Here is a 24,002-nt window from a genome sequence, read left to right on the forward strand (position 1 = left end):
TACCAGCGGGAGACCATTCGAGAGTACGCAGCTGCGCGCCGGTTCTCAAATCGGCTGCGCTGCGCCACCGCGCCGCACCCATCAGGCGACAGACGGACCACGGTGGGGGAGTGACCGGTCAGTTCATCTTGTGGCGGCCGCCACGCCTTGTTAGCGTGCTCCTCCGCGGTTTCGACCTCGGGCTCGGCCCGGGTCTTCCCCCACGTGGCGCCGAGGAGTCGCGCGGAACCCGGACCCCGCCGCTGGCCGACCCAGTGCGAGGCGCCGATGTGTCCCGGCGTACCTTCGTGCACAGTTGTGGACAACCTGTGGACTACATGGTCCGGGCGTCCACAGCACCACTGGACGTGACGCTCTGGGGCTGCTGCGCATTCGCACGCCGATCCCGGCGTCGGCGAAACCGGCGAGGGGAGGGGAGCAGGAACGTGTCCGACGACCAGACCAACCTCGGTCAGGTATGGGACCAGGTCGTCCAGGAACTGCTCGCCGCGGGGGCCCTGTCCTCGTTGCAGCGCGCCTGGATGCGGGTGACCCGGCCGATCGGGCTGCTGGACGGCACGGTCCTGCTCGGCGCGCCGAGCGACTTCGCCAAGGAGGCCATCGAGCGGGCGCTGCGTGATCCGATCACCGCCGCGCTGTCCCGCCGGCTCGGCCGCCCGGTGTCGCTGGCCGTCAAGGTCGACACCGTGGTGCCGCGCACCACCGCCGCCCCGCCGCCCGCGCCGACCCCGCAGCCGTTGATCACCACCCCCGTGCCCCGCCCGCCGGCCGTCGCTCCCGCCGAGCAGACCGCGCCGATGCAGGCGATCGCCGTGTCCGACGACGGCGAGTCCGAGGACGAGGTGGACGAGGAGCGCGAGGCGCTCGCCACCGTGCACGAGATCTGGCCGACGTTCAGCGGGCCGCCGGCCGCGCAGCTGAGCCAGACCAACTCACAGACCAGGCTGAACGAGAAGTACACCTTCGACACCTTTGTCATCGGCGCGTCCAACCGCTTCGCGCACGCCGCCGCGGTGGCCGTGGCCGAGGCGCCGGCGCGCGCGTACAACCCGCTGTTCATCTGGGGCGAGTCCGGTCTCGGCAAGACCCACCTGTTGCACGCCGTCGGGCACTACGCCCAGCGCCTGTTTCCGGGGATGCGCGTTCGCTACGTGTCCACCGAGGAGTTCACCAACGACTTCATCAACTCCCTGCGGGACGACCGCAAGATCGCCTTCCAGCGCCGCTACCGGGACATCGACGTGCTGCTCGTCGACGACATCCAGTTCCTGGAGGGCAAGGAAGGAACGCAGGAGGAGTTCTTCCACACCTTCAACACGCTGCACAACGCGAACAAGCAGATCGTCGTGTCCTCGGACCGGCCGCCCAAGCGGCTGGAGACCCTGGAGGACCGGCTGCGGACGCGGTTCGAGTGGGGCCTGATCACCGACATCCAGCCGCCCGAGCTGGAGACCCGGATCGCCATCCTGCGCAAGAAGGCCGCCCAGGACCGCCTGGCCGCGCCGGCCGAGGTGCTGGAGTTCATCGCCGCCCGGATCGAGCGCAACATCCGGGAGCTGGAGGGCGCGCTGATCCGTGTGACCGCCTTCGCCTCCCTGAACCGGCAGCCCGTCGACGTGCAGCTGGCCGAGATCGTGCTGCGGGACCTCATCCCGGACTCGCACGCCCCGGAGATCACCGCCCCCACGATCATGGCCGTCACCGCCGAGTTCTTCGGCGTGAGCATCGACGACCTGTGCGGGCCCGGCAAGACCAAGGCCCTGGCCCAGGCCCGGCAGATCTCCATGTATCTGTGCCGTGAGCTGACCGACCTCTCGCTGCCCAAGATCGGCCAGACCTTCGGCGGCCGTGACCACACCACCGTCATGCACGCGGACAAGAAGATCCGCAAGGAGATGGCCGAGCGCCGCCGCATCTACGACCAGGTGCAGGAGCTCACCTCCCGCATCAAGCAGCGCGCCCGCGGCTGACCCCGCCCCACCCCTGAGCGGCCCCCGGATCCCGGCGGGCCGCTCTCGGCTGTCAGGCCCCTACCGCCCCGCGCCGATTCCTTTCTGACGAGTTCCCCGGTCCGACCCCGCCCCCAGTGAGAAACCCTCCGCCGCCGGGCTCCCGGGCGGCCGACCTTTCTCACCGCCGCCCGGCGACGGTCGCCCAAGTCAGTGAGAAAGATGGCGGGCCGGCACGGGGGCGGCGCACCTTACTGATCGACGCGCGCCACCGGCGATCTCGCCCCGCGCCGCCGCATGGCGCCGGCCGATCACTCCCGCCCGATGCGGCGAACCTTTCTGGCTGAGGTGCCGGGCCGGCCGCCGGCCTCAGTCAGAAAGGTTGGGCGATCCCGACCCGTAGCGCACCACTCAGAGAGGTGCGCCAGCCCGATCCATCGAACTTTTCTGACCGAGCCCCCGCTCGCGCGACCCACCCCAGCCAGAAAGTCGACCCGTGGACGGCGTGGGGTCCGGCCACAGCGCCCACTCGCGACGCTCGCCCGAACAGACCTCACCTGGGGTTGCCGAGACCGAGCTGGGCCGGCCGCCGGCCCCGCCAAGCAATCAGAGCCCGGGCGGAGCACCGCCCCGCCCGCAGGCCCGACCAGCGACACCTTCGGGCGCGCCCCTGGCCGAGCCGCAGGTCCCGCCAGAAACCCGCCGCGCCAGAGGTGCCGATCCGCCCGCAGCCTCGATCGCCACACCTTTCTGCGCCCGACCTCGGGCCGGGCCACCTGACCAGCCAGAAAGCCGCCGGCGACGAGCCACAACGGGTAGGTCGTCCGGCCGCCGCCGCCATCTTTCTCACCAACCCGTCGGCCGACCCCACCCCCAACCAGCGAAAAGCCTGCGACGACGAGCCGGCCTGCCCGTCCACCGGCGACACCTATCTCACCGACCCGTCGGCCAGCCCCACCCTCACCAGCGAAAAGTCGCCGCCGGCGAGCCACGACAGGCCCGTCTGCCTGGCCACCGGCGCCATCTATCCCGCCGACCCCGCCAGCCGACCCCACCCCCGACCAGCGAGAAACCGGCGATCCACGACGGGCCGGCCGGGCCGGCCACCGGCGACATCTTTCTCACCGGCCCCGCCGGCCCACCTCACCCTGGCCAGGGAAAAGTCGTCGGCGCGCGGACCGGGTTCGCCGCCGTCGCGGCCCGGTGGGAAGCTCTCCGCCAGCAGCCGGCCGATCAGGCGTCAGCACCTCGACGTCGGCCCGGATCCGGGCGTCGACCTGGGCCCGGACGGCGTGATCTTTCTGACCTCGGCCCCTGGCGCCGGCCCGGCCGCCCCCAGAAATCCGGCCGGCCGCAACCCCGAGTCGATGAACTTTTCTGACGGGCCGGGGTGCCCGATCGACCTCCGATCCCAGAAAAGTTGTCCACAGTCACCCACATCGGGGAGACCTGGGCCACTTTCACCCTGTGCAACACCTGGGGACGAAGCAGCCCACATCTGGGGATGAAGATGTGGACAACTCGGCCGATCTGTGGACCGAACGGAGCAGCCCAGAAGTTGTCCACGGGGGGCCCGAGTTGTCCACCGGTCACAGGGGGTACTTGCCCACAGCCCCAGGCATCACCTGAACAGCGCAAACCGGGGTTGTCCACACAATCCACAACCCTTACTGCTGTTACTGGTTATCTCTCTGAAGAGATGAAAAAAAGAAAAACAGGGGGTGGCCGAAGTTGGGGACAGTCGCCTCGGGCGGTGGCTCCGGCGCAGACGCCCCGACATGACGAAGCGGCCCCGCACGCTCTACCGTTGGGCCTCCCCCAGGACCCGGTGGTGTGCCGAGCCCGGACGACACGGGGACGACCAAGGTCGTGCCGAGGAAAGGACGCCCTCATGAAGATCCGAGTCGAGCGCGACGGTCTAGCCGACGCCGTGGCCTGGGTCGCCCGAAGCCTGCCGTCGCGGCCGCCGGTCCCGGTCCTCGGCGGCGTCCTGCTGGACGCCGGCTCGGACGAGGGCGACACCGGCGACGCGCTGACGGTCTCCGGCTTCGACTACGAGGTCTCGGCCCAGGTGGGTGTCCCGGCGACGATCGCGGCCGGCGGCAAGACCCTGGTGTCGGGCCGGCTGCTGGCGGACATCACGAAGGCGCTGCCCAACCACCCGGTGGAGATCTCCGTCGACGGCGCCCGGGTCTCGATCACGTGCGGCAGCGCCAAGTTCAGCCTGCCGACCATGCCGGTCGAGGACTACCCGGCGCTGCCGGAGATGCCGCAGCGGGCGGGCGCGCTGGCCGGCGAGGTGTTCGCCGAGGCGGTCGGCCAGGTGGCGGTCGCGGCCGGCAAGGACGACACGCTGCCGATGCTGACCGGCGTCCGGGTCGAGTTCAACGGCGGCAAGCTGACCCTGGTCGCCACCGACCGGTTCCGGCTGGCGATGCGCGAGTTCGACTGGGAGCCGGCCGACGAGGTCGACACCGCGGTCCTCGTCCCGGCCCGCAACCTGGCCGACGCGGCCAAGACGCTGGGCGGCGCCGGCTCGACGGTCGAGCTGTCCCTGGCCTCCGGCGACGGCCTGCTGGGCCTGTCCGGCACCGGCCGGCGTACCACCAGCCGACTTCTGGATGCCGAGTTCCCGAAGTACCGGCAACTTCTGCCCGCCGAGCACAACGCGGCTGCGATCATCGACGTGTCCTCGCTCCAGGACGCGATCAAGCGTGTGTCGCTGGTGGCCGAGCGCGGCACGCAGGTCCGGCTGGAGTTCAGCGACGGCGGCCTGCGGCTGACCGCGGGCGGCGACGACGAAGGCAGCGCCGAGGAGGAGCTGCCCGTCGAGTTCACCGGCGACCCCGTGACGATCGCGTTCAACCCGGGATATCTGCTCGACGGCCTGGCGGCGGTGCGCACGGATCGTGCCCACTTGTCGTTCACCACACCGAGCAGGCCCGCGTTGATCAAGCCGGTGGGCGAGGATGGAAGCGTGGTCGAGGGTTACCTCTACCTGCTGATGCCGGTGCGCCTGCCCGGCTGATCCGCTAGCTGGCCTGTAACACGGAGAGGACCGCGATCGTGCAGCTCGGACTCATCGGTCTTGGCAAAATGGGCTTCAACATGCGGGAGCGGCTGCGCAAGGCCGGCCACGAGGTGGTGGGCTACGACCGCAACCCGGCCGTCACCGACGTCGCCAGCCTGGCCGATCTGGTCGGCGCGCTGGAGGCGCCGCGGACGGTGTGGGTCATGGTTCCGGCCGGCGACCCGACGCGGCAGACCGTGGAGGAGCTGAAGGGCCTGCTGTCCGAGGGCGACCTCGTCATCGACGGCGGCAACTCGCGGTTCACGGACGACTCGGCCAACGCCACCTCGCTGGACGAGAAGGGCATCGGCTACCTGGACTGCGGCGTGTCCGGCGGTGTCTGGGGCCTGGACGTCGGCTACGGCCTGATGGTCGGCGGCGACAAGAAGCACGTCGACCACGCGATGCCGATCTTCGACGCGCTGCGCCCCGAGGGCCCGCGCGAGGAGGGCTTCGCGCACTCCGGCCCGGTCGGCGCCGGCCACTTCTCCAAGATGGTGCACAACGGCATCGAGTACGGCCTGATGCAGGCCTACGCCGAGGGCTTCGAGCTGCTGGAGGCGTCCGAGCTGGTCACGGACGTGCCGGCGACCATCAAGGCCTGGCAGCGCGGCACGGTTGTCCGGTCCTGGCTGCTCGACCTGCTGGTCCGCGCCCTGGACTCCGACCCCGAGCTGGACGACCTGCGCGGCTACGTCGAGGACTCGGGCGAGGGCCGGTGGACCGTCGAGGAGGCGATCAACCACTCGGTGCCGGCTCCGGTCATCTCGGCCGCGCTGTTCGCCCGGTTCGCCTCCCGCCAGGACGACTCGCCGGCCATGCGGGCGGTCGCGGCGCTGCGCAACCAGTTCGGCGGTCACGCCGTACAGAAAGCCTGATGTACGTCCGGCATCTCCAGGTCGTCGACTTCCGCTCGTGGGCGCACGCCGATCTGGCGTTCGACCCGGGCGTGAGCGTCTTTGTCGGCTCCAACGGCCAGGGCAAGACGAACCTGGTCGAGGCGATCGGCTACGTGGCCACCCTGGGTTCGCACCGGGTGGCCACGGACGCGCCGCTGGTTCGCAGCGGCAGTCCGCGCGCGGTGATTCGCACCGCGGTGGTGAATGCCGGCCGTGAGTTGCTGGTCGAACTGGAGATCACGCCGGGCAAGGCCAACCGGGCGCGGATCAACCGCGGCCCGGTGCCCCGCCCACGCGAGGTGCTGGGCATCCTGCGCACGGTGTTGTTCGCGCCGGAGGATCTGGCGCTGGTCCGCGGCGATCCCGGCGAGCGCCGCAAGTTCATGGACGATCTGTTGGTCGCGCGGGCGCCGAGGTACGCGGGCGTCCGCTCCGACTACGAGCGGGTGCTCAAGCAGCGCAGTGCCCTGTTGAAGTCGGCGGGTGCCGCGAGGCGCGCCGGCGGCCGGGGCGACCTGAGCACGTTGGAAGTGTGGGACGGCCACCTGGCCGCGCAGGGCGCGCAGCTGCTCGCGGCCCGGCTCGATCTGATCGACGACCTCGCGCCGCTGGTCGCCGCCAACTATGCGGGGGTGGCCCCGGAGTCGCGGCCGATCTCGATCCGGTACCGGTCGACGCTCGGGGACGCGCTGCCGACACGGGAGCGGGCCGATGTCGCCGAGCTGGAGGAGGCGCTGCTCGCCGAGATCGCCAGGGTCCGCCCGCAGGAGGTGGAGCGCGGGGTCTGCCTCGTCGGTCCGCACCGGGACGAGCTGGACCTGACGCTCGGTGACAACCCGGCCAAGGGCTACGCCAGTCACGGAGAGTCATGGTCCTTCGCGCTGGCGCTGCGGCTCGGCGCGTACGACCTGCTGCGCGATGATGGGGCCGAGCCGGTGCTGGTGCTCGACGACGTGTTCGCCGAACTGGACCGCAGGCGGCGGCAGCAGCTGGCCAAGGTGGCGGCCAACGCGGAGCAGGTGATGGTGACCGCGGCGGTCGCCGAGGACGTGCCCGAGGAGTTGGCCGGCGCCCGGTACGAGGTCCGTGACGGTGAGGTGAACCGTGTCCGATGAGCCCGGCGGCAAGCCGCCACAAGGGGTACACATCTCCGGCCCGTCTTCCCCCACATCTGGGGATAAACCTGTGGATGGTGTGGATAACTCGGTGACTCCGAGGCGTCGGCCCACCGCAAAACCGGCCGGTAATGCGGCAGATGGCCCAAAACGGGCAGGATCTACCCCCAACCCGTCACCTGATGGTGGACAAGCCGAACGGGTGATCGACCGGCTGCCGGAGGGCCTGACCGGATCAGACCTCGCCCGCGCCGCCCTCGCCGCCGCCCGCGCGGCGGCCAAGTCCCGACAGCCGACCAAGCGTGCGGGCGCCGCCGTCAACCGGGGCCGTCGGCGGCGCTGGTCGGGGTCCGGGTCGGACGATCGGGACCCGCAGCCGCTCGGCCGCCTGGTGTCCCGGATGGCCAAGGACCGGGGCTGGAGCGAGCAGCTGTCCGGCGGCCAGGTGTTCGCGAAGTGGGCCCAGCTGGTCGGAGCCGAGGTGGCCGAACATGCCAAACCGGTGACGCTGCGTGAGGGTGAGCTGGTGGTGCAGGCCGAGTCGACGGCGTGGGCCACCCAGCTGCGGCTGCTCCAGCGCCAGCTGCTGCAGCAGATCGCCAAGGGCGTCGGGCCGAACGTGGTCAAGCGCCTCAAGGTGCAGGGCCCGTCGGCCCCCAATTGGCGATTCGGCCCGCTACATGCCCCAGGTCGAGGGCCACGCGACACCTACGGCTGACGTGCCATGTTTCATGTGAAACACGGCAGCGGGGAAATCACGGCTTTCGGAGACGAACGTAGCCAGACCGAGTGACGTCCGCAGCCCCGCGGACCCTCGTCCGTTCACTTCCGGGCTTCTGTGACGTTCTGAGGCGGGTCCTAGCCGCCTTTCCGACGGGGTCGCCCGGTATACTTTCCGGAGGATGTGAGCACGGCAGCGCTGGACGGGTCCGTCCGCGCAGGCTCGCACACCAGTCCTGCGTGGCGTCCCAGAGGGAGACAGCAAAGCTCGTGGCTGCCAACAACAACGCTGAGTACAGCGCCAAGTCCATCACCGTGCTCGAGGGTCTCGAGGCGGTTCGCAAGCGGCCGGGCATGTACATCGGCTCCACCGGCGAACGCGGTCTGCACCACCTCATCTGGGAGGTCGTGGACAACTCCGTCGACGAGGCGATGGCCGGCCACGCCACCAAGGTGGTGCTGGTGCTGCGGGCCGACGGCGGCGTGCAGTGCATCGACGACGGTCGCGGCATCCCGGTCGACGAGCACCCGGTGGAGAAGAAGCCGGCGGTCGAGCTCGTGCTCACCACGCTGCACGCCGGCGGCAAGTTCGACAGCGACTCCTACGCGGTCTCCGGCGGCCTGCACGGCGTCGGCGTCTCCGTGGTGAACGCGCTGGCGAGCAAGCTCCAGGTGGAGATCCGTCGCGACGGCTTCGTCTGGACGCAGACCTACGATCACTCGGTGCCGACCGGCCCCCTGCAGAAGGGCGAGCCGACCGACGAGTCCGGCACCATCATCACGTACTGGGCGGACCCGAACATCTTCGAGACCACCGAGTACAACCTGGAGACGGTGTCCCGTCGGCTGCAGGAGATGGCGTTCCTGAACAAGGGGCTGACCATCGTGGTGCGTGACGAGCGGGTCGCCGAGGTCGACGCCGAGGCGGACGCCGACGGCCAGGTGGCGCGGGTCAAGGAGCAGACCTTCCACTACCCCGGGGGTCTCGAGGACTTCGTCCGGCACATCAACAAGACCCGCGAGGCCCTGCACGAGAAGGTCGTCGCCTTCGACGCCAAGGGCGAGGACCTCGAGGTCGAGATCGCCATGCAGTGGAACACCGGCTACTCGGAGTCGGTGTACACCTTCGCCAACACGATCAACACCCACGAGGGCGGCACCCACGAAGAGGGCTTCCGCGCCGCGCTCACCCGGGTGGTGAACGAGTACGCCAAGGACAAGAAGCTGGTCAAGGAGAAGGACGGCAACCTCTCCGGCGAGGACATCCGCGAGGGCCTGGCCGCCATCGTCTCGGTCAAGCTCAAGGAGCCCCAGTTCGAGGGCCAGACCAAGACCAAGCTGGGCAACACCTCGGCCAAGTCCTTCGTGCAGAAGGCCTGCAACGAGTGGATCGCCGACTGGTTCGACCGGCACCCGGCCGAGGCCAAGATCATCATCAACAAGGCGGTGTCCTCCTCGCAGGCCCGGCTGGCCGCCCGCAAGGCCCGCGAGCTGGTGCGCCGCAAGGGCGCGCTGGACATCGGCGGTCTGCCCGGCAAGCTCAAGGACTGCCGGTCGACGGACCCCGAGGAGTGCGAGATCTACATCGTCGAGGGCGACTCGGCGGGCGGCTCGGCCAAGGAGGGCCGGGACTCCATGTACCAGGCGATCCTGCCGATCCGGGGCAAGATCATCAACGTGGAGAAGGCGCGCATCGACCGCGTGCTGAAGAACACCGAGGTGCAGAGCATGATCACTGCCTTCGGCACCGGCATCCACGACGACTTCGACCTGGCCAAGCTCAAGTACCACAAGATCGTGCTGATGGCCGACGCCGACGTCGACGGCCAGCACATCCGGACCCTGCTGCTCACGCTGCTGTTCCGTTTCATGCGGCCGCTGATCGAGCACGGGCACGTCTACCTGGCCCAGCCGCCGCTGTTCAAGATCAAGTGGCAGCGCGGCGTCGAGCCGGAGTACGCCTACTCCGAGCGCGAGCGCGACGGGCTGATCGAGACCGGCCTGGCCGCCGGCAAGAAGATCGGCAAGGACGACAGCATCCAGCGCTACAAGGGCCTCGGCGAGATGAACGCGCAGGAGCTGTGGGAGACCACCATGGACCCGGCCAACCGGGTGCTGCTCCAGGTGACCATGGACGACGCGGCCACCGCCGACGAGCTGTTCAGCGTGCTGATGGGCGAGGACGTCGAGGCCCGGCGGTCCTTCATCACCCGCAACGCCAAGGACGTCAAGTTCCTCGACGTGTGACGTCCCGGCCCCACCGCCTCCTCGCCTTGGTTGAAAGGAACTACCAGTCGTGACCGAAACCTTGCCCCCCGCGAACGGCGGGCGGACCGAGCCGGTCGACATCCAGCAGGAGATGCAGAACTCCTACATCGCGTACGCGATGAGCGTGATCGTCGGTCGCGCGCTGCCCAACGTGTACGACGGCCTCAAGCCGGTGCACGTGCGGGTGCTGTACTCGATGTTCGACTCCGGCTTCCGGCCGGACCGCGGTTACAACAAGTGCGCCCGCGTCGTGGGCGACGTGATGGGCAACTACCACCCGCACGGCGACTCGTCGATCTACGACGCGCTGGTGCGGCTGGCCCAGCCGTGGGCGATGCGCTACCCGCTGGTCGACGGCCAGGGCAACTTCGGCTCCTCCGGCAACGACCCGGCCGCCGCCATGCGGTACACCGAGTGCCGTCTCACCCCGTTGGCCATGCACATGTTGCAGGACATCGAGGAAGACACCGTCGACTTCCGGGACAACTACGACGGCCGCATCCAGGAGCCGATCGTCCTGCCGTCCCGGGTGCCCAACCTGCTGATCAACGGCAGCGCCGGCATCGCCGTCGGCATGGCCACCAACATCCCGCCGCACAACCTGCGCGAAGTCGCGAGCGCGGTGGTGTGGGCGCTGGAGAACCCGGACACCTCGGACGAGGACGCGCTGGAAGCCGTGATGGCCCGGATCAAGGGCCCCGACTTCCCGACCCACGGCCTGATCCTGGGCACCCGCGGCATCGAGGACGCCTACCGCACCGGCCGCGGCTCGGTGCGCATGCGCGCCGTCGTCGAGGTCGAGGAGGACAACAAGGGCCGCGTCATCCTGGTCGCCACCGAGCTGCCCTTCCAGGTCAACCCGGACAACCTGGTGGAGAACATCGCCACCCTGGTCCGCGACGGCAAGCTCACCGGCATCGCCAACATCGCCGACGAGTCCAACAGCCGCACCGGCATGCGCATCGTGGTCACGCTCAAGCGGGACGCGATCGCCAAGGTCGTGCTGAACAACCTGTACAAGCACACCCAGCTCCAGCACACGTTCGGCGTGAACATGGTCTCCCTGGTCGACGGCGTGCCGCGCACGCTGCGGCTGGACCAGATGATCCGCCTCTACGTGAAACACCAGATCGAGGTCATCGTCCGCCGGACCAAGTTCCGGCTGCGCAAGGCCGAGGAGCGGGCCCACATCCTGCGCGGCCTGGTCAAGGCGCTCGACCAGCTGGACGAGGTCATCGCGTTGATCCGCCGGTCGCCGACCGTCGAGGACGCCCGGATCGGCCTGATCGAACTGCTCGACGTCGACGAGATCCAGGCCAACGCCATCCTGGAGATGCAGCTGCGCCGGCTGGCCGCCCTGGAGCGGCAGAAGATCGTCGACCAGCTGGCCGAGATCGAGATCGAGATCGCCGACCTGCAGGACATCCTGGCCAAGCCGGAGCGGCAGCGGGCCATCGTCCGCGACGAGTTGATGGAGATCGTCGGCAAGTACGGCGACGACCGGCGGACCCGGATCCTGCCGTTCGACGGCGACGTCTCCATGGAAGACCTCATCGCCGTCGAGGACGTGGTCGTCACGATCACCCGGACGGGTTACGCGAAGCGGACGAAGACCGACCTCTACCGCTCGCAGAAGCGCGGCGGCAAGGGCGTGCAGGGCGCGGCGCTCAAGCAGGACGACATCATCGCCCACTTCTTCGTGTGCTCCACCCACGACTGGATCCTGTTCTTCACCAATATGGGCCGGGTCTACCGGGCCAAGGCCTACGAGCTGCCCGAGGCCAACCGGACCGCGCGCGGCCAGCACGTGGCCAACCTGCTCGCGTTCCAGCCGGGCGAGGAGATCGCCCAGGTCATCCAGATCCCCAACTACGAGGTCGCGCCGTACCTGGTGCTCGCCACCAAGACCGGCCTGGTCAAGAAGTCGCGGCTGGCCGACTTCGACTCCAACCGCTCCGGCGGCCTGATCGGCATCAACCTCAAGGAAGACGACGAGCTGGTCGGCGCCGTGCTCTGCGCGGCCGAGGACGACCTGCTGCTGGTCTCCGCCGACGGGCAGTCCATCCGGTTCCACGCCACCGACGAGACGCTGCGGCCGATGGGCCGGGCCACCTCCGGCGTGCTGGGCATGCGCTTCAACACCGGCGACGAGCTGCTGTCCATGGGCGTCGTGCAGCTCGACAAGTTCGTGCTGGTCGCCACCGACGGCGGCTACGCCAAGCGGACCCCGATCGACGACTACCCGATCCAGGGTCGCGGCGGCAAGGGCGTGCTCACGATTCAGTACGACCGCAAGCGCGGCCGGCTCGTCGGTGCTTTGATCGTGGACGAGGACGACGAGTTGTACGCCATCACCTCGTCTGGTGGAGTGATCCGTACCAGCGCGGTGCAGGTGCGCAAGGCCGGCCGACAGACGAAGGGGGTGCGGCTGATGAACCTCGACGAGGGCGGCACCCTGATGGGTGTGGCACGCAACGCCGACGAGCCCACGGACGTCTCCGGAGAGGACGACCAGACCCCCGCCCCGGACGTGGCCGAGTAAAGGCGCGGCGGGGACAACCGACAAGCTGACTGAGGATCGCTCGTGACAACTCCGGAGAACCCGGAACAGCCGGACGCCAAGACCCAGCCGGACGGCGAGGTCGAGAAGAAGTCCGTGGCGACCGAGGAGGCTCCCGCCCCCGAGCCGGAGCAGCCCGAGCAGCCGGCGGCCGCGGCCGAGCCGGTGACCAACGGCGCCGTCAGTCACGAGCAGGAGACTGCCAAGTTCAGCCCCGGGGAGGCCACCGTCTCGACCGAGACGGTGGCCTCCTCGGCCCCGCCGCCCTGGCAGCGGGTCACCGCCGACAACGCCGCCGCCGCGGCCGCCGCATCGGCCGGAACCATCGCCTCCACCGCGTACGAGAACGAGCCGGTCGACACCAGCTCCGAGGCCACGACCAACTTCCGCCCGGTCACGCCGCCCACGCCGGCCGCCTCCCCGCTGGACTCGCCGACCGTGTCCACCCGGACCTCGGTCAACCTCGGCGGCCCCACCGGCACCCCGCCCCGAGGCACGCCCGCGCCCACCGCGCTGCGCCGCCCCGGCCGCGGACCCCGGCGGGCCAGCCTCCAGATCAAGCGCGTCGACCCCTGGTCAGTGCTCAAGCTGGCCCTGGTGCTCGGCTTCGCCATGTTCCTGGTCTGGATGGTCGCCGTCGGCGTGCTCTACAGCGTGCTCGGCGGCATGAACGTGTGGACCAAGCTCAACGGCACCTACAACGACCTCGTGCAGGGCGGTGACACCAGCGGCGGCGACCTCATCAGCGCCGGCCGCGTCTTCGGCATCGCCGCCGTGGTCGGGCTCGTGAACGTGATCCTGTTCACGGCCATGGCCACCGTCAGCGCCTTCATCTACAACGTGTCCGCTGACCTGGCCGGAGGCGTCGAGGTGACCCTCTCCGAGCGCGAGTAGACCCGGTTTGGATCAGGGGAGAGGAGTACGGTAATCTTCTCCCTCGTAAGGGCCCATAGCTCAGGCGGTTAGAGCGCTTCGCTGATAACGAAGAGGTCGGAGGTTCAAGTCCTCCTGGGCCCACTGAAACGATGGGTTACGTGTGCCTGGAAGCTTTGCTTCCAGGCATTTATCGTTTCACGTGCCTTGTGGGGCTCCCGCCCCACGCCCCGAGGCAGGGCGGGCTTCGCCCCCCTGCACCCCCCACTCCCCGGCTGGCGGAGCCGTTCGGTTGGAGGGGTTCGGGGCGGGGTCTCTGGCCGGTTGGCTGGTCGGTGGCACGTGTATGTTGGGGACTACCTGTCCTGTGTTGCGGTGTGGAAGCGCCAAGGAGGCGACTAGACGTGAAGAAGCTCATCGCGCTCGTGGCTGTGGCCGGAGTCGTGCTGTTCATCGTGCGACGTCAGCGGTCCGCGAAGGCTGAGGCCGACCTGTGGCGCGAGGCGACGGCCCCGACCGACTGAGGTTGGGCGAACATCGGGGTCCGACGGCCTGACGGTCGCGACCCCTCGGGGACATAGCTCAATTGGCAGAGCACCGCCTTTGCAAGGCGGGGGTTAGGGGTTCGATTCCCCTTGTCTCCACTCGCGAGTGGGCGAGGTGTGCGGGGCGCTGGCGCGCCCTCGCCGCCTCGCTCGTTGTCTTTTGTGGGGCTCTCGCCCCACGCCCCGAGGCAGGGCGGGCTTCGCCCCCCTGCACCCCCCACTTTGGGGTGAGGGCTCTTTAGGGGCTCGCTGCGCATCGCGCGGGGTGTGGTCTACCCCCGGTCCTGGGTGCTGGTTGTCATGGTCGACACTGTCGGACCTATGAGGAACGCTGCGTGGTGCATCGGGGTTCTGGCTGCTGCCGTGACGCTGGGGGGGTGCTCGTCGCCGCAGCTCGCGGCGGGGACGGCGGAGCCGGCGCCTACGACCAGCAGCAAGGCTGTGCCCACGTCTACCAGTGCGGTGGCGCCGGCGGATCCGGTGCCGGCGAGCACTGCGCAGTGTCCGTATCTGAGCTCGACGTTTGTTGAAGATGCCAATGGGGAGAAGGTCACGAAGGTGATGGTGTCGGCGGACAAGCCGCACCCGGCGTGCTTCTTCTACAGCTTTGGCAACGACAAGCAGATGACGGTGCAGGTGTACGTGGGGGACGCGGGGTCGGCGACGGCGCTGGTCAACAAGGCGGCGCCGATCGACACTTCGGACAAGGCGGAGCTGCCGGGGGGATGGGCGGGCGGCTCGGAGGCGACCGGCAGTGGGGCGGTGTATGCCGTGTCCAAGGCGGGGTCCGCTGTGGTGGTGTCCACGGACCAGAAGCAGACGATCAAGGCCAAGCAGGTGGCCAAGCAGGCGATTGCCGCCCTCGGGTTGTGAGTGAGGGCGGCAATCGAGGGTTTGCTGTCTGCTAGTGATGGACGGCCTGGGCGGCGTGGGCGCCGGTGATGGCGCGAACCTCCATCTCGGCGTACTTGGCCTCGTTGGCCCGGTCCTTGCCCAGCACGGTGCCGAGGTAGCCGAGCAGGAACGACAGGGGGATGGAGACCAGGCCCGGGTTGCTCAGCGGGAACCAGTCGAAGTGAGCCGAAGGGAAGATCGACGTCTTCGCGCCGGAGACGACCGGGGAGAAGACGATCAGACCCACGGTGATGATGACGCCGCCGTAGATGCTCCAGAGTGAGCCGGTGGTGTTGAACCGCTTCCAGAACAGCGTGTAGAGAATCGTCGGCAGGTTGGCCGACGCAGCGATGGCGAAGGCCAACGCCACCAGGAAGGCGACGTTCTGGCCGTTGGTGGCGATGCCGCCGACGATGGCGACCAGACCGATCACCACGGCCGCCCAGCGGGCCACCTTGACCTCGGCCTTGGCCGCGCTCCGGTCACCCTTCTTGATCACGTTGACGTAGATGTCGTGGGCGAACGACGCCGACGCGGTGATGGTGAGACCGGCGACGACGGCCAGAATCGTGGCGAAGGCGACGGCGGCGATGAGGCCGAGCAGGACCGGACCACCCAGGGCCAGTGCCAGCAGTGGGGCGGCCGAGTTGACCTTGCCGGGCGCGGCGTTGATCGTCTCCGGGCCGACGAGCGCGCCGGCGCCGTAGCCGAGCACCAGGGTGAACAGGTAGAAGATGCCGATCAGCACGATCGCCCAGACCACGGAGCGCCGGGCCTCCTTGGCCGTCGGCACCGTGTAGAAGCGCATCAGCACGTGCGGCAGGCCGGCGGTGCCGAGCACCAGGGCGAGGCCGAGGGACAGGAAGTCCAGCCGGGAAGCGCCGGTGGCGCCGTACTGCTTGCCCGGGCCGAGCAGCGCCTCGCCGGTCTTGCCGCCGTGCGCGACGGCGTCGCCGAGCAGCGCCGACAGGTTGAAGCCGTAGTGGCCGAGCACCCAGACGGTCATCACGAAGGCGCCGATGATGAGCAGCACCGCCTTGATGATCTGCACCCACGTGGTGCCGCGCATGCCGCCGACCAGCACGTAGACGATCATGATGACGCCGACCACGGCCACCACCAGGGCCTGGCCCGTGCCACTGGACACACCGAGCAGCAGGGCCACCAGGCCGCCGGCGCCGTTCATCTGCGCCAGCAGATAGAAGAACGAGACGGCCAGCGTGGAGATGGCGGCGGCGGTGCGCACCGGGCCCTGCTTCATCCGGAAGCTGAGCACGTCGGCCATGGTGAACCGGCCGGTGTTGCGCAGCAGCTCGGCCACCAGCAGCAGCGCGACCAGCCACGCCACCAGGAAGCCGATGGAGTACAGGAAGCCGTCGTAGCCATAGATCGCGATCGCGCCGGCGATGCCGAGGAACGACGCGGCCGACAGGTAGTCGCCGGACAGCGCGACGCCGTTCTGCGGGCCGGTGAACGCGCGGCCGGCGGCGTAGAAGTCGGTTGCTGTCTTGTTGTTCCGGCTGGCCCGGAACACGATCACCAGGGTGATCAGCACGAAGACGGCGAAGATGGAGATGTTCAGCGTCGGGTTGCTGCCCTCGACGCCCGCGGCCAACACCTTCACGGCTGCTCCCCCTCGATCTCGTGCCGGATCTTCTCGGCGGCGGGGTCCACGACCCGGTTGGCGAACCGGACGTACAGGCCGGTGATCACGAAGGTGGAGACGAACTGGAGCAGGCCGAACAGCAGCCCGACGGTGATGTTGCCGAACAGCTTTGTCGACATGAAGCCGTGGGCGTAGTCGGCGAGCAGGACGTACAGCAGATACCAGGCCAGGAACAGCCCGGCCATCGGGAACACGAAACCGCGCAGCCGGCGGCGCAGCTCGGCGAAGTCAGGACTGGCCTGTACCTCGCTCCAGTCGGTCGCGGCCGGCGTCGGCGCGGCGGCGGAGTCTTCGGTGGTGCCCACGGCAACCTCCCGGACGGGGGTAGTTACCCGCCGCAACCTAGGAGATCCAGATCACATCGGCAGCCCTCAATCGGGCATAAGCGACCAGCGGGGCGACCGGGCCCTGGGAACGGTGTCGTTTCCGCGACGAACGGCGACCGGGCCGGGCGGAACGGGAAACCGCCCCGACCCCGCTGGTCAGCGGGGTCGGGGCGGCATCGGCCCTACTTCTTGTCCGCGGTCTTCGGCGCCTCGTGGCCGTTGCGGGCCGGCTCGGGCACGTGGACCGAGCCCGGCGGGTCCTCGCGCACGTCCTGCAGCCGCACCTCGCGCGGCCGCCGGGACAGCACGACAACCGCCGTCGCCCCGCCCGCGACCACCAGACCGACCAGCCACGGCCAGCGGCGGCGACGCTTGGTCGGCCGCGGGTCGACGGTGTCGGCCAGGTCCTCGGCGACCTTGCGGGCCTGCTTGCGGATCTGGTTGGCGTTGCGCACGGCCTCGGCTCGCGCCTTGCCCGTGGTCCGCTTGAGATCCTTGCGCGCCTGGTCCGCGGTGCGCTGGAGGTCTCTGCGGGCCTGCTTGGCCATCCTGCGGGCGGCCTTGCGGGTCGGTTTGAACTCCTCGCCGGCGAAATCCACCAGCTCGTGCGTCTTCTCGATGCCGGCCTGACCGGCGCGAGCGGCCTGCCGACGAGCGGCACGCACCGCCCGGCCGACCGCCTCGCCCGCCTTCGCGCCGGCCTCGGTCATGGTCTCGACCTCGTCCATCTGCTGCTCCAAGCCCTGCCGATCGGTACCGATCTGACCGATCCAGTCTGCCCCTCCCGCCGCGATCCCGCCGTGGATGGCACGATGGCGTCGTGGCTGACAACGACATCGTCGGGGCGACCCTGCACACCACGCAGGGCGACATCCGCCTCTACCTCTTCCCGAACCACGCCCCGAAGACCGTCCGCAACTTCGTCGGGCTGGCCGAGGGCACCAAGGACTACTCCACCCAGAACGCTCGTGGCGAGAAGACGGGGCCGTTCTACGACGGGTCCGTGTTCCACCGCGTGATCGCCGGCTTCATGCTCCAGGGCGGCGACCCGACCGGCACCGGCCGGGGCGGCCCCGGCTACCAGTTCGAGGACGAGTTCCACTCCGAGCTGGTCTTCAACAAGCCGTACCTGCTGGCCATGGCCAACGCCGGGCCCGGCACCAACGGCTCGCAGTTCTTCATCACCGTGGGCCCGACCCCGCACCTCAACCGCCGGCACACCATCTTCGGCGAGGTGCGTGACGAGGAGTCCCGCAAGGTCGTCGACGCGATCGGCAACACGGCGACCGACCGCAGCGACCGACCGCTGACCGAGGTCGTCATCGAGAAGATCACGATCGACCGCGGCTGACATGACCGCGCCGTACGGGCAGCCGACTGACGCGCTGCCCGCGTGCTATCGGCACCCAGGTCGGCACACCGGGCTGCGGTGCACCCGGTGTGACCGGCCGACCTGCCCGGAATGCCTTCGTGACGCCTCGGTCGGCCAGCAGTGCGTCGAGTGCGTGAACGAAGGCAACCAGGCCACGCGCCAGAAGGTCACCGTGGCCGGCGCGCGGCTGGTCCGGCAGCCGGTGCTGGTTTACGCGCTGATCGCGGCCAACGTGGCCATCTACGTGATCACCGCGCTGCAGGCCGGAAGTTTCGCCAACAACAGCGACTCGCCGCTGTTCGCCGAGTGGGTGACGTGGCCGCGGGCGGCCGCGCTCAACGGCCAGTGGTGGCGGGTCGTCACCGGCGGCTTCCTGCACTACGGCTTCATCCACATCGCGGTGAACATGCTGTCGCTGTGGATGATCGGCCGGGACATGGAGCGGATCCTCGGCCGGGTGCGGTTCGCCGCGGTGTACTTCCTGGCCCTGATCGGCGGCTCGATCGCGGTGATGCTGTTCTCCGACCCGGACACCGGGGCGGCCGGCGCCTCCACCGCGCTCTACGGCCTGATGGGCTGCTACCTGGTCGCCGTGGTCCGGCTCAAGCTCAATCCGCGTCCCATCCTGATCACGCTCGCGCTGAACGTGTTCCTCACGTTCAGCCTGCCCGGTATCTCGATCACCGGTCACTTCGGCGGCCTGGTCGTCGGTGCGATCGCGATGGCCGCGCTGGTCTACACGCCGGACAAGAACCGGACCTGGTGGCAGGCGGGCGCGCTGGTGGCGCTGTTCGTGGTGTTGGTGCTGATCTACGTGACCAGGGCGCAGCAGCTGCTGTCAGCCCTGGGGCCAGGGTCGTAGCGCCTGGAGCTGCTCGACGACGTCGGCCGGATCTTCGCCGAGGTCCAACTGGCCCAGCACGATCAGGCCGTCGTCGTGCAGCACCGTCAGCTCGACCGTCGAGGTGACGCGGCCGAGGCGCCGGCCGTGGGCCAGCCGGATCCGCACCTCGGGCCAGGTCCAGCTGCGGCTGGACAGGAAGCCGCGCACCGTCACGCCCTGCTCGTCGGCCCGCAGCCGTGGCCGCGCGACGGTGCCGAACAGCGAGATGGCCGCCAGCATCAGCGCCGCGACGGTCAGCAGCACCTTGCCGGCCGGGTCCTCGCCGACGAAGACCAGCAGCGCCGCGATCGCGGTGAGCACCCAGCCGATGCCGACCAGCGGCGCCTGTGGGGCCCAGCGGTGTTCCGTCGTCGTGGGCTCGCTCATGTGCACGCTCCGGCGCTTGTGCTTTATTGCGCAAAGTTGTCCACAGGAGTTGTCCCCAGTGGGGATGACTTACACGCGTGTCGTTCGATGACCATGCGGTGAACTGGGCGAACGACGGGGTAACAGACGACGACCCGGACGTGTCACGCCCGGGTCGTCGTCACGCGTGGTGAGCGGCGGTCAACGCCACCGCATCGTCATCAGCAGCCCGATGATCATCAGCGCGAAGCCGATCAGGAAGTTCCACGACCCGAGCGACTCCATCACCGGAATACCGGTCGGGACCAGGTAGTACGCCACCAGCCACGCCAAGCCGAGCAGCATCATGCCGAGCATGACCGTCACGTACACCGGGTGGGACGGGCCGACTGCCTTCACCTTGACCGGCGTGCGCCGGTCGGTCGGTGGCGTGTAGACGGTCTTCTTGCGGACCTTCGACTTGGGCATCTTTCCTCGCCTGACCTCGCGCGTGAGGCATCGGTGGCTGCGCGGGCAACCACTGCCAGGGGTAACACGTTAACGTAAACGAGGATGCCAGCGAACCACTAGTTGAGGTCAGGGGCACAGGAGGAGCACACGTGAGCTACGACCCGCCGCCGGCTGCGGGACGTCCGGCCGGTTGGCGCCCCCGTCCTGCGCCCGAACAGCCCACCGCGTTCCTCCCGAAGATCGACGTTCTTCACCCGGGACCGCTGGGCAGGCAGTTCATCCCCGAGTCGGACGAGGACGACACCGGCCGGATCGGCCCGGAGATCGGCGACGACCCGGCGGAGTCGCCCCCGCCGCCCAAGGACACCGCTCGCACGGTCGTCCGCTCGTTCGGCGAGCTGTTCATCACCGCCGGCATGGTGATCCTGCTGTTCGTGGTCTACGAGGTGTACTGGACCGACCTGATCTCCGCGGGCAAGCAGAACCAGGCCACGTCCTCGCTCGACACCCAGTGGAAGGACCAGGACACGGTCGGCGGGCCGCAGCGCGGCACCCACTACGACCTGGCCGAGGGCAAGGGCTTCGCCAAGATCTACGTGCCGGCGCTCGGCGCCGACTACCACTTCACCATCGTCGAGGGCACCACCGACGCCGACCTGGACATCGGCCCCGGCCACTACGTCGGCTCCGCGCTGCCCGGGCAGCCCGGCGACTTCGCGGTCGCCGGCCACCGCGTCGGCAAGGGCGCGCCCTTCAACGACCTGGACCTGGTCAGCTCGTGCGACGCCGTCGTGGTGGAGACCGAGACCGACTGGTTCGTCTACCGGATGCTGCCCACCACCGACGAGGTCGCCGGCTGGGCCGCGGGCAAGGGCGCGCAGCCGCAGTGCAAGGGCGTCGCCCCGCTCGGCGGCCCGTATGCGGGACTGGTCGGACAGGAGACGGTGCTGCCGTCACAGGGCGATGTCATCGCCCCCGTGCCGCACAAGCAGGACCTCCAGCTGCCGGCCGGCCAGCAGGCCTCGCTGATGACGCTGACCACCTGCACGCCGAAGTTCTCCGCGTCGCACCGGCTGATCCTGCACACCGTGCTGACCAACCAGTACGCCAAGGACCCGAAGCAACCGGACAAGGTCCCGCCGGAGCTGAAGGAGACCGACTGACGTGTACGGCTGGATCTGGCGGCACCTGCCGGGACCGACCGCGGCCAAGATCGCGGAGGCCACCGTGCTGGTGTTGGGCATCGTCGCGTTGCTGATGTTCGTCGTATTCCCGTGGGTAGAGCCGCTCCTGCCCTTCAACCAGGTGACAACGGGGTAGTTTCACATCATGCGTGTCCTGGTCGTCGACAACTACGACAGCTTCGTCTATAACCTCGTGCAGTACCTGGCGCAGCTCGGCGCCGAGTGCGTCGTGCGGCGCAACGACGTCGTGCAGCTGTCCGACGTCGACGCCGCGGACGGGGTGCTCATCAGCCCAGGTCCGAGCACGCCCGAACGAGCCGGCGCCAGCATGGATGTCATCCGCTACTGCGCCGAGAAGCGCGTGCCGGTGCTGGGCGTCTGCCTCGGGCACCAGGCCATCGGCGTTGTCTTCGGCGGCACCGTCGACCGGGCCCCCGAGCTGCTGCACGGCAAGACCAGCCTCGTGGAGCACGCCGGCGTCGGCGTACTGAACGGAGTGCCGTCGCCGTTCGTCGCGACCCGCTACCACTCGCTGACCGTGCTGCCCGAGACGGTGCCGGCCGAGCTGGAGGTCACCGGCCGCACCGAGACCGGCATCGTGATGGCCATGCGGCACCGCGAGCTGCCCATCGAGGGCGTGCAGTTCCACCCGGAGTCCGTGCTGACCGACGGCGGGCACCGCATGCTGGCCAACTGGATGGGCGCCGCCGGTTTCCCGGTCGCCCCCGAGCGCGTCAACGAGCTGGAGGCCGGCATGCGCCGCCTGGCCGCGGCCGCCGCCACCGGCTGAACCCGGACACACAAAAGGGCCCGGCAACAGCCGGGCCCTTTTGTGTGTCAGTGGTTGGTCGTCGACGTCGGCGGACCGCTCGTCAGCTGATAGACCTGGATCTGGATGGTCTGGTTGATGCCGACCGCCGCGTCCACGTCCGGGCTGAACGACTCGATGGTGCCGGCCGGCTTGGTGATGTCCACGTCGGTCGTCTGGCTGAACTGGCCCTTCCAGCCGAGCTGCGCCAGCTGGCTCTGAGCGGCGGAGACCGTCAACCCCGTCAGATTGGGCATCTTGAACTGGTCACCCAGCGACACGGTCAGCGTGACGGTGCTGTTCGGGGCGGCCTTGCTGCCACCGGACGGGCTCTGGCTCAGCACCTGGTCCTTGGTCTGGGGGCTGGACTTGTTCGACCGCGCGACGGTGAAGCCGGCCTTCTCCAGGTTGCTCTTGGCCACGTCGAAGGGCTGGCCGGTCTGGTCCGGCACGTTCACCTGGTCCGGGCCCTTGCCGATGACCAGCGTGATGGTCGCGCCCTCGGACACCTGCGAGCCGACCGGCGGGTTGGTCGAGCTGACCTTGCCGATGAGCTTCGGGTCGTCCACGGTCTCGGTGGTGGTGGCCGGCGCGACCGCGAGCTTGCGGCTCTGCAGGTCCTTGGTCGCGTCCTCCTGCGACTTGCCCGACTCGTCCGGCAGCGCGAAGGTGTTCGGCGACTTGCCCACCGTCAGCTTGATCGTGGTCGTCTTGTCCACGTTCTGGCCCGCGCCCGGATCCTGCTTGATGACGTTGCCGATCTGGTCGGCGGTGCACGGCGGCGTCGAGCCGTCCGTCGTGGGCGCGCAGATCACGTAGGAGATCTGCGGGCTGGTGAAGCCCTTGTCCCGCAGCGCCTGCTGGGCCGCCGGCAGCTGCATGCCCTCGACCTTGGGCACCTCGACGTTGGCGCTGCTGTTGCCGCTGTTGTTGCCACCCAGGAAAATCGTGGTCAGCCACGCGGCAAGGGCCAGCACGGCGATGCAGATCAGCACCACGCCGGCGATGGTCAGCGCCCGCTTGCGGCGGGCCTTGCGCTCGGCCTCCTCGTCGGCCTCGAAGTCGTACGCGTCGTACTCGGGCTCCTCCGACGCCGGGGCCGGGCGGTGGCGGCCGGTGACGACCTGGGTCCGGGCGCCGTTGCCGTTGCCCATGAACGCGGTCCGCTCCTCGGCCGTCATCACGGCCGGCGCGGACGGGCGCTGCCCGGACAGCACGCGCACCAGGTCGGCCCGCATCTCGGCGGCCGACTGGTAGCGGTTGGCCGGGCCCTTGGCCATGGCCTTGAGCACGATCGAGTCCAACGCCGGCGTCACCTGCGGGTTGACCGAGGACGGCGACGGCGGCTCCTCCCGCACATGCTGGTAGGCCACCGCGACCGGGGAGTCGCCGGTGAACGGCGGCTGGCCGGTCATCAGCTCGAACAGCACGCAGCCGGCGGCGTACACGTCGGAGCGGGCGTCGACCGCCTCGCCCCGCGCCTGCTCCGGCGACAGGTACTGCGCGGTGCCGATGACGGCGGCGGTCTGCGTGACGGCGGCCTGACCGTCGTGGATGGCGCGGGCGATGCCGAAGTCCATCACCTTCACCGCGCCGGTCTTGGTGATCATGATGTTGGCCGGCTTGACGTCCCGGTGGATGATGCCGTGCCGGTGGCTGAAGTCCAGCGCCGCGCAGACGTCGGCCATGACCTCCATGGCCCGCTTGCCCGACAGCGGCCCCTGGGTCTTGACGATGTCCCGCAGCGTGCGCCCGTCCACGTACTCCATGACGATGTAGGGCAGCGGGCCGTACTCGGTCTTGGTCTCGCCGGTGTCGTACACGGCGACGATCGCGGGGTGGTTGAGGGCGGCGGCGTTCTGCGCCTCGCGGCGGAAGCGCTCCTGGAACTGCGGATCCCGGGCGAGGTCGGCGCGCAGAACCTTGACCGCGACATCCCGGCCGAGTCGGACGTCGCGGCCTTTGTGGACCTCCGACATTCCACCGTAGCCGAGGGTCTCGCCCAGTTCGTAACGGTTGGAGAGCAGTCGCGGAGTGCTCATCGGTGCGTCGTC

The 24,002-nt window shown here is 69.4% G+C and carries 20 protein-coding genes, 2 tRNA genes and 1 pseudogene; 17 read left to right on the plus strand and 6 right to left on the minus strand.

Annotated elements, in window-relative coordinates; translation table 11 throughout:
- The first annotated feature begins 425 nt into the window (after positions 1-425).
- From dnaA to AB0M73_RS04300, 12 genes and pseudogenes are all read left to right on the plus strand, one after another.
- Complete coding sequence (dnaA, locus tag AB0M73_RS04245) at positions 426-1,970, plus strand: chromosomal replication initiator protein DnaA (RefSeq protein WP_363886615.1); 1,545 nt, start codon at positions 426-428, stop codon at positions 1,968-1,970.
- A gap of 1,870 nt (positions 1,971-3,840) precedes the next feature.
- On the plus strand, positions 3,841-4,977 hold the full coding sequence (dnaN, locus tag AB0M73_RS04250; protein ID WP_363886618.1) for a DNA polymerase III subunit beta: 1,137 nt from the start codon (positions 3,841-3,843) through the stop codon (positions 4,975-4,977).
- Between the two features lie 35 nt (positions 4,978-5,012).
- Positions 5,013-5,897: a phosphogluconate dehydrogenase (NAD(+)-dependent, decarboxylating) gene (gene gnd, locus AB0M73_RS04255; RefSeq protein WP_363886894.1), complete on the plus strand. Its 885-nt coding sequence runs from the start codon at positions 5,013-5,015 to the stop codon at positions 5,895-5,897.
- Positions 5,897-7,033, plus strand: coding sequence for a DNA replication/repair protein RecF (gene recF / locus AB0M73_RS04260; RefSeq protein ID WP_363886620.1), 1,137 nt, complete (start codon positions 5,897-5,899; stop codon positions 7,031-7,033). Before gnd ends, recF begins: the two co-directional genes overlap by 1 nt.
- A gap of 202 nt (positions 7,034-7,235) precedes the next feature.
- Positions 7,236-7,751, plus strand: coding sequence for a DciA family protein (locus AB0M73_RS04265; RefSeq protein WP_363886622.1), 516 nt, complete (start codon positions 7,236-7,238; stop codon positions 7,749-7,751).
- 272 nt (positions 7,752-8,023) lie between these two features.
- Complete coding sequence (gene gyrB / locus AB0M73_RS04270) at positions 8,024-10,000, plus strand: DNA topoisomerase (ATP-hydrolyzing) subunit B (protein WP_363886625.1); 1,977 nt, start codon at positions 8,024-8,026, stop codon at positions 9,998-10,000.
- Between the two features lie 49 nt (positions 10,001-10,049).
- Positions 10,050-12,563 carry a DNA gyrase subunit A gene (gyrA, locus tag AB0M73_RS04275; RefSeq protein WP_363886628.1) on the plus strand — a complete coding sequence of 838 codons (2,514 nt, stop codon included), beginning with the start codon at positions 10,050-10,052 and terminating at the stop codon, positions 12,561-12,563.
- A 114-nt stretch (positions 12,564-12,677) separates the two neighbouring features.
- Positions 12,678-13,475, plus strand: a complete 798-nt coding sequence (locus AB0M73_RS04280) for a DUF3566 domain-containing protein (protein ID WP_363886896.1) — start codon at positions 12,678-12,680, stop codon at positions 13,473-13,475.
- A gap of 49 nt (positions 13,476-13,524) precedes the next feature.
- Positions 13,525-13,598: transfer RNA gene (locus AB0M73_RS04285), tRNA-Ile, on the plus strand.
- Positions 13,599-13,858: 260 nt separating this feature from the next.
- A pseudogene (locus AB0M73_RS04290) lies at positions 13,859-13,975 on the plus strand (DLW-39 family protein); the annotation flags it as partial.
- Between the two features lie 50 nt (positions 13,976-14,025).
- Positions 14,026-14,098, plus strand: a tRNA-Ala gene (locus AB0M73_RS04295).
- Positions 14,099-14,320: 222 nt separating this feature from the next.
- Positions 14,321-14,872: a DUF2020 domain-containing protein gene (locus tag AB0M73_RS04300; protein ID WP_363886630.1), complete on the plus strand. Its 552-nt coding sequence runs from the start codon at positions 14,321-14,323 to the stop codon at positions 14,870-14,872.
- A gap of 31 nt (positions 14,873-14,903) precedes the next feature.
- Here the strand turns inward: AB0M73_RS04300 and AB0M73_RS04305 are convergent, their stop codons facing one another.
- The 3 genes from AB0M73_RS04305 to AB0M73_RS04315 all read right to left on the minus strand — a co-directional run bounded on the left by AB0M73_RS04305 (position 14,904) and on the right by AB0M73_RS04315 (position 17,613).
- The gene (locus AB0M73_RS04305) at positions 14,904-16,517 is read right to left on the minus strand and encodes a cation acetate symporter (protein ID WP_363886632.1); all 1,614 of its coding nucleotides are present in this window, start codon (positions 16,515-16,517) and stop codon (positions 14,904-14,906) included.
- Entirely contained in the window at positions 16,514-16,864 is a 351-nt protein-coding gene (locus tag AB0M73_RS04310; protein ID WP_363886634.1) for a DUF485 domain-containing protein, read from the minus strand. Before AB0M73_RS04310 ends, AB0M73_RS04305 begins: the two co-directional genes overlap by 4 nt.
- Before the next feature lie 203 nt (positions 16,865-17,067).
- Positions 17,068-17,613, minus strand: coding sequence for a hypothetical protein (locus AB0M73_RS04315; RefSeq protein WP_157494782.1), 546 nt, complete (start codon positions 17,611-17,613; stop codon positions 17,068-17,070).
- Positions 17,614-17,705: 92 nt separating this feature from the next.
- Here AB0M73_RS04315 and AB0M73_RS04320 point away from each other — a divergent pair, with 92 nt between their 5' ends.
- Positions 17,706-18,236 (plus strand): peptidylprolyl isomerase, encoded by a 531-nt coding sequence (locus AB0M73_RS04320; protein WP_043720475.1) that lies wholly within the window; start codon positions 17,706-17,708, stop codon positions 18,234-18,236.
- Position 18,237: 1 nt separating this feature from the next.
- The gene (locus AB0M73_RS04325; protein ID WP_363886637.1) at positions 18,238-19,119 is read left to right on the plus strand and encodes a rhomboid family intramembrane serine protease; all 882 of its coding nucleotides are present in this window, start codon (positions 18,238-18,240) and stop codon (positions 19,117-19,119) included.
- Here the strand turns inward: AB0M73_RS04325 and AB0M73_RS04330 are convergent.
- On the minus strand, positions 19,096-19,527 hold the full coding sequence (locus AB0M73_RS04330) for a PH domain-containing protein (protein WP_363886639.1): 432 nt from the start codon (positions 19,525-19,527) through the stop codon (positions 19,096-19,098). The two genes, AB0M73_RS04325 and AB0M73_RS04330, sit on opposite strands and share 24 nt — an antisense overlap.
- Before the next feature lie 180 nt (positions 19,528-19,707).
- Positions 19,708-19,974, minus strand: coding sequence for a cell division protein CrgA (gene crgA, locus AB0M73_RS04335; protein WP_043720472.1), 267 nt, complete (start codon positions 19,972-19,974; stop codon positions 19,708-19,710).
- Between the two features lie 131 nt (positions 19,975-20,105).
- Between crgA and AB0M73_RS04340 the strand changes: the two genes are divergently transcribed.
- From AB0M73_RS04340 to AB0M73_RS04350, 3 genes are read left to right on the plus strand one after another with little or no spacing between them, the layout of a single operon-like run.
- A complete protein-coding gene (locus AB0M73_RS04340; RefSeq protein WP_363886641.1) occupies positions 20,106-21,119 on the plus strand; it encodes a class E sortase in 1,014 nt (337 codons plus the stop codon).
- Between the two features lies 1 nt (position 21,120).
- Positions 21,121-21,276: a hypothetical protein gene (locus tag AB0M73_RS04345; RefSeq protein WP_198047316.1), complete on the plus strand. Its 156-nt coding sequence runs from the start codon at positions 21,121-21,123 to the stop codon at positions 21,274-21,276.
- Between the two features lie 9 nt (positions 21,277-21,285).
- Entirely contained in the window at positions 21,286-21,930 is a 645-nt protein-coding gene (locus tag AB0M73_RS04350; RefSeq protein WP_363886645.1) for an aminodeoxychorismate/anthranilate synthase component II, read from the plus strand.
- Positions 21,931-21,977: 47 nt separating this feature from the next.
- Here the strand turns inward: AB0M73_RS04350 and pknB are convergent, their stop codons facing one another.
- Positions 21,978-23,990, minus strand: a complete 2,013-nt coding sequence (gene pknB / locus AB0M73_RS04355) for a Stk1 family PASTA domain-containing Ser/Thr kinase (RefSeq protein WP_363886647.1) — start codon at positions 23,988-23,990, stop codon at positions 21,978-21,980.
- Positions 23,991-24,002: the final 12 nt, after the last annotated feature.

Source organism: Kutzneria sp. NPDC051319 (genome assembly GCF_040682195.1).
Classification (GTDB): Bacteria; Actinomycetota; Actinomycetes; order Mycobacteriales; family Pseudonocardiaceae; genus Kutzneria.

Coding starts and splice junctions, on each gene's coding strand:
- dnaN (WP_363886618.1), top strand. CDS start 3,841: ATGAAGATCCGAGTCGAGCGCGACGGTCTAGCCGACGCCGTGGCCTGG.
- recF (WP_363886620.1), top strand. CDS start 5,897: ATGTACGTCCGGCATCTCCAGGTCGTCGACTTCCGCTCGTGGGCGCAC.
- AB0M73_RS04300 (WP_363886630.1), top strand. CDS start 14,321: ATGAGGAACGCTGCGTGGTGCATCGGGGTTCTGGCTGCTGCCGTGACG.
- AB0M73_RS04315 (WP_157494782.1), bottom strand. CDS start 17,613: ATGGACGAGGTCGAGACCATGACCGAGGCCGGCGCGAAGGCGGGCGAG.
- AB0M73_RS04325 (WP_363886637.1), top strand. CDS start 18,238: ATGACCGCGCCGTACGGGCAGCCGACTGACGCGCTGCCCGCGTGCTAT.
- AB0M73_RS04330 (WP_363886639.1), bottom strand. CDS start 19,527: ATGAGCGAGCCCACGACGACGGAACACCGCTGGGCCCCACAGGCGCCG.
- crgA (WP_043720472.1), bottom strand. CDS start 19,974: ATGCCCAAGTCGAAGGTCCGCAAGAAGACCGTCTACACGCCACCGACC.
- AB0M73_RS04350 (WP_363886645.1), top strand. CDS start 21,286: ATGCGTGTCCTGGTCGTCGACAACTACGACAGCTTCGTCTATAACCTC.
- pknB (WP_363886647.1), bottom strand. CDS start 23,990: ATGAGCACTCCGCGACTGCTCTCCAACCGTTACGAACTGGGCGAGACC.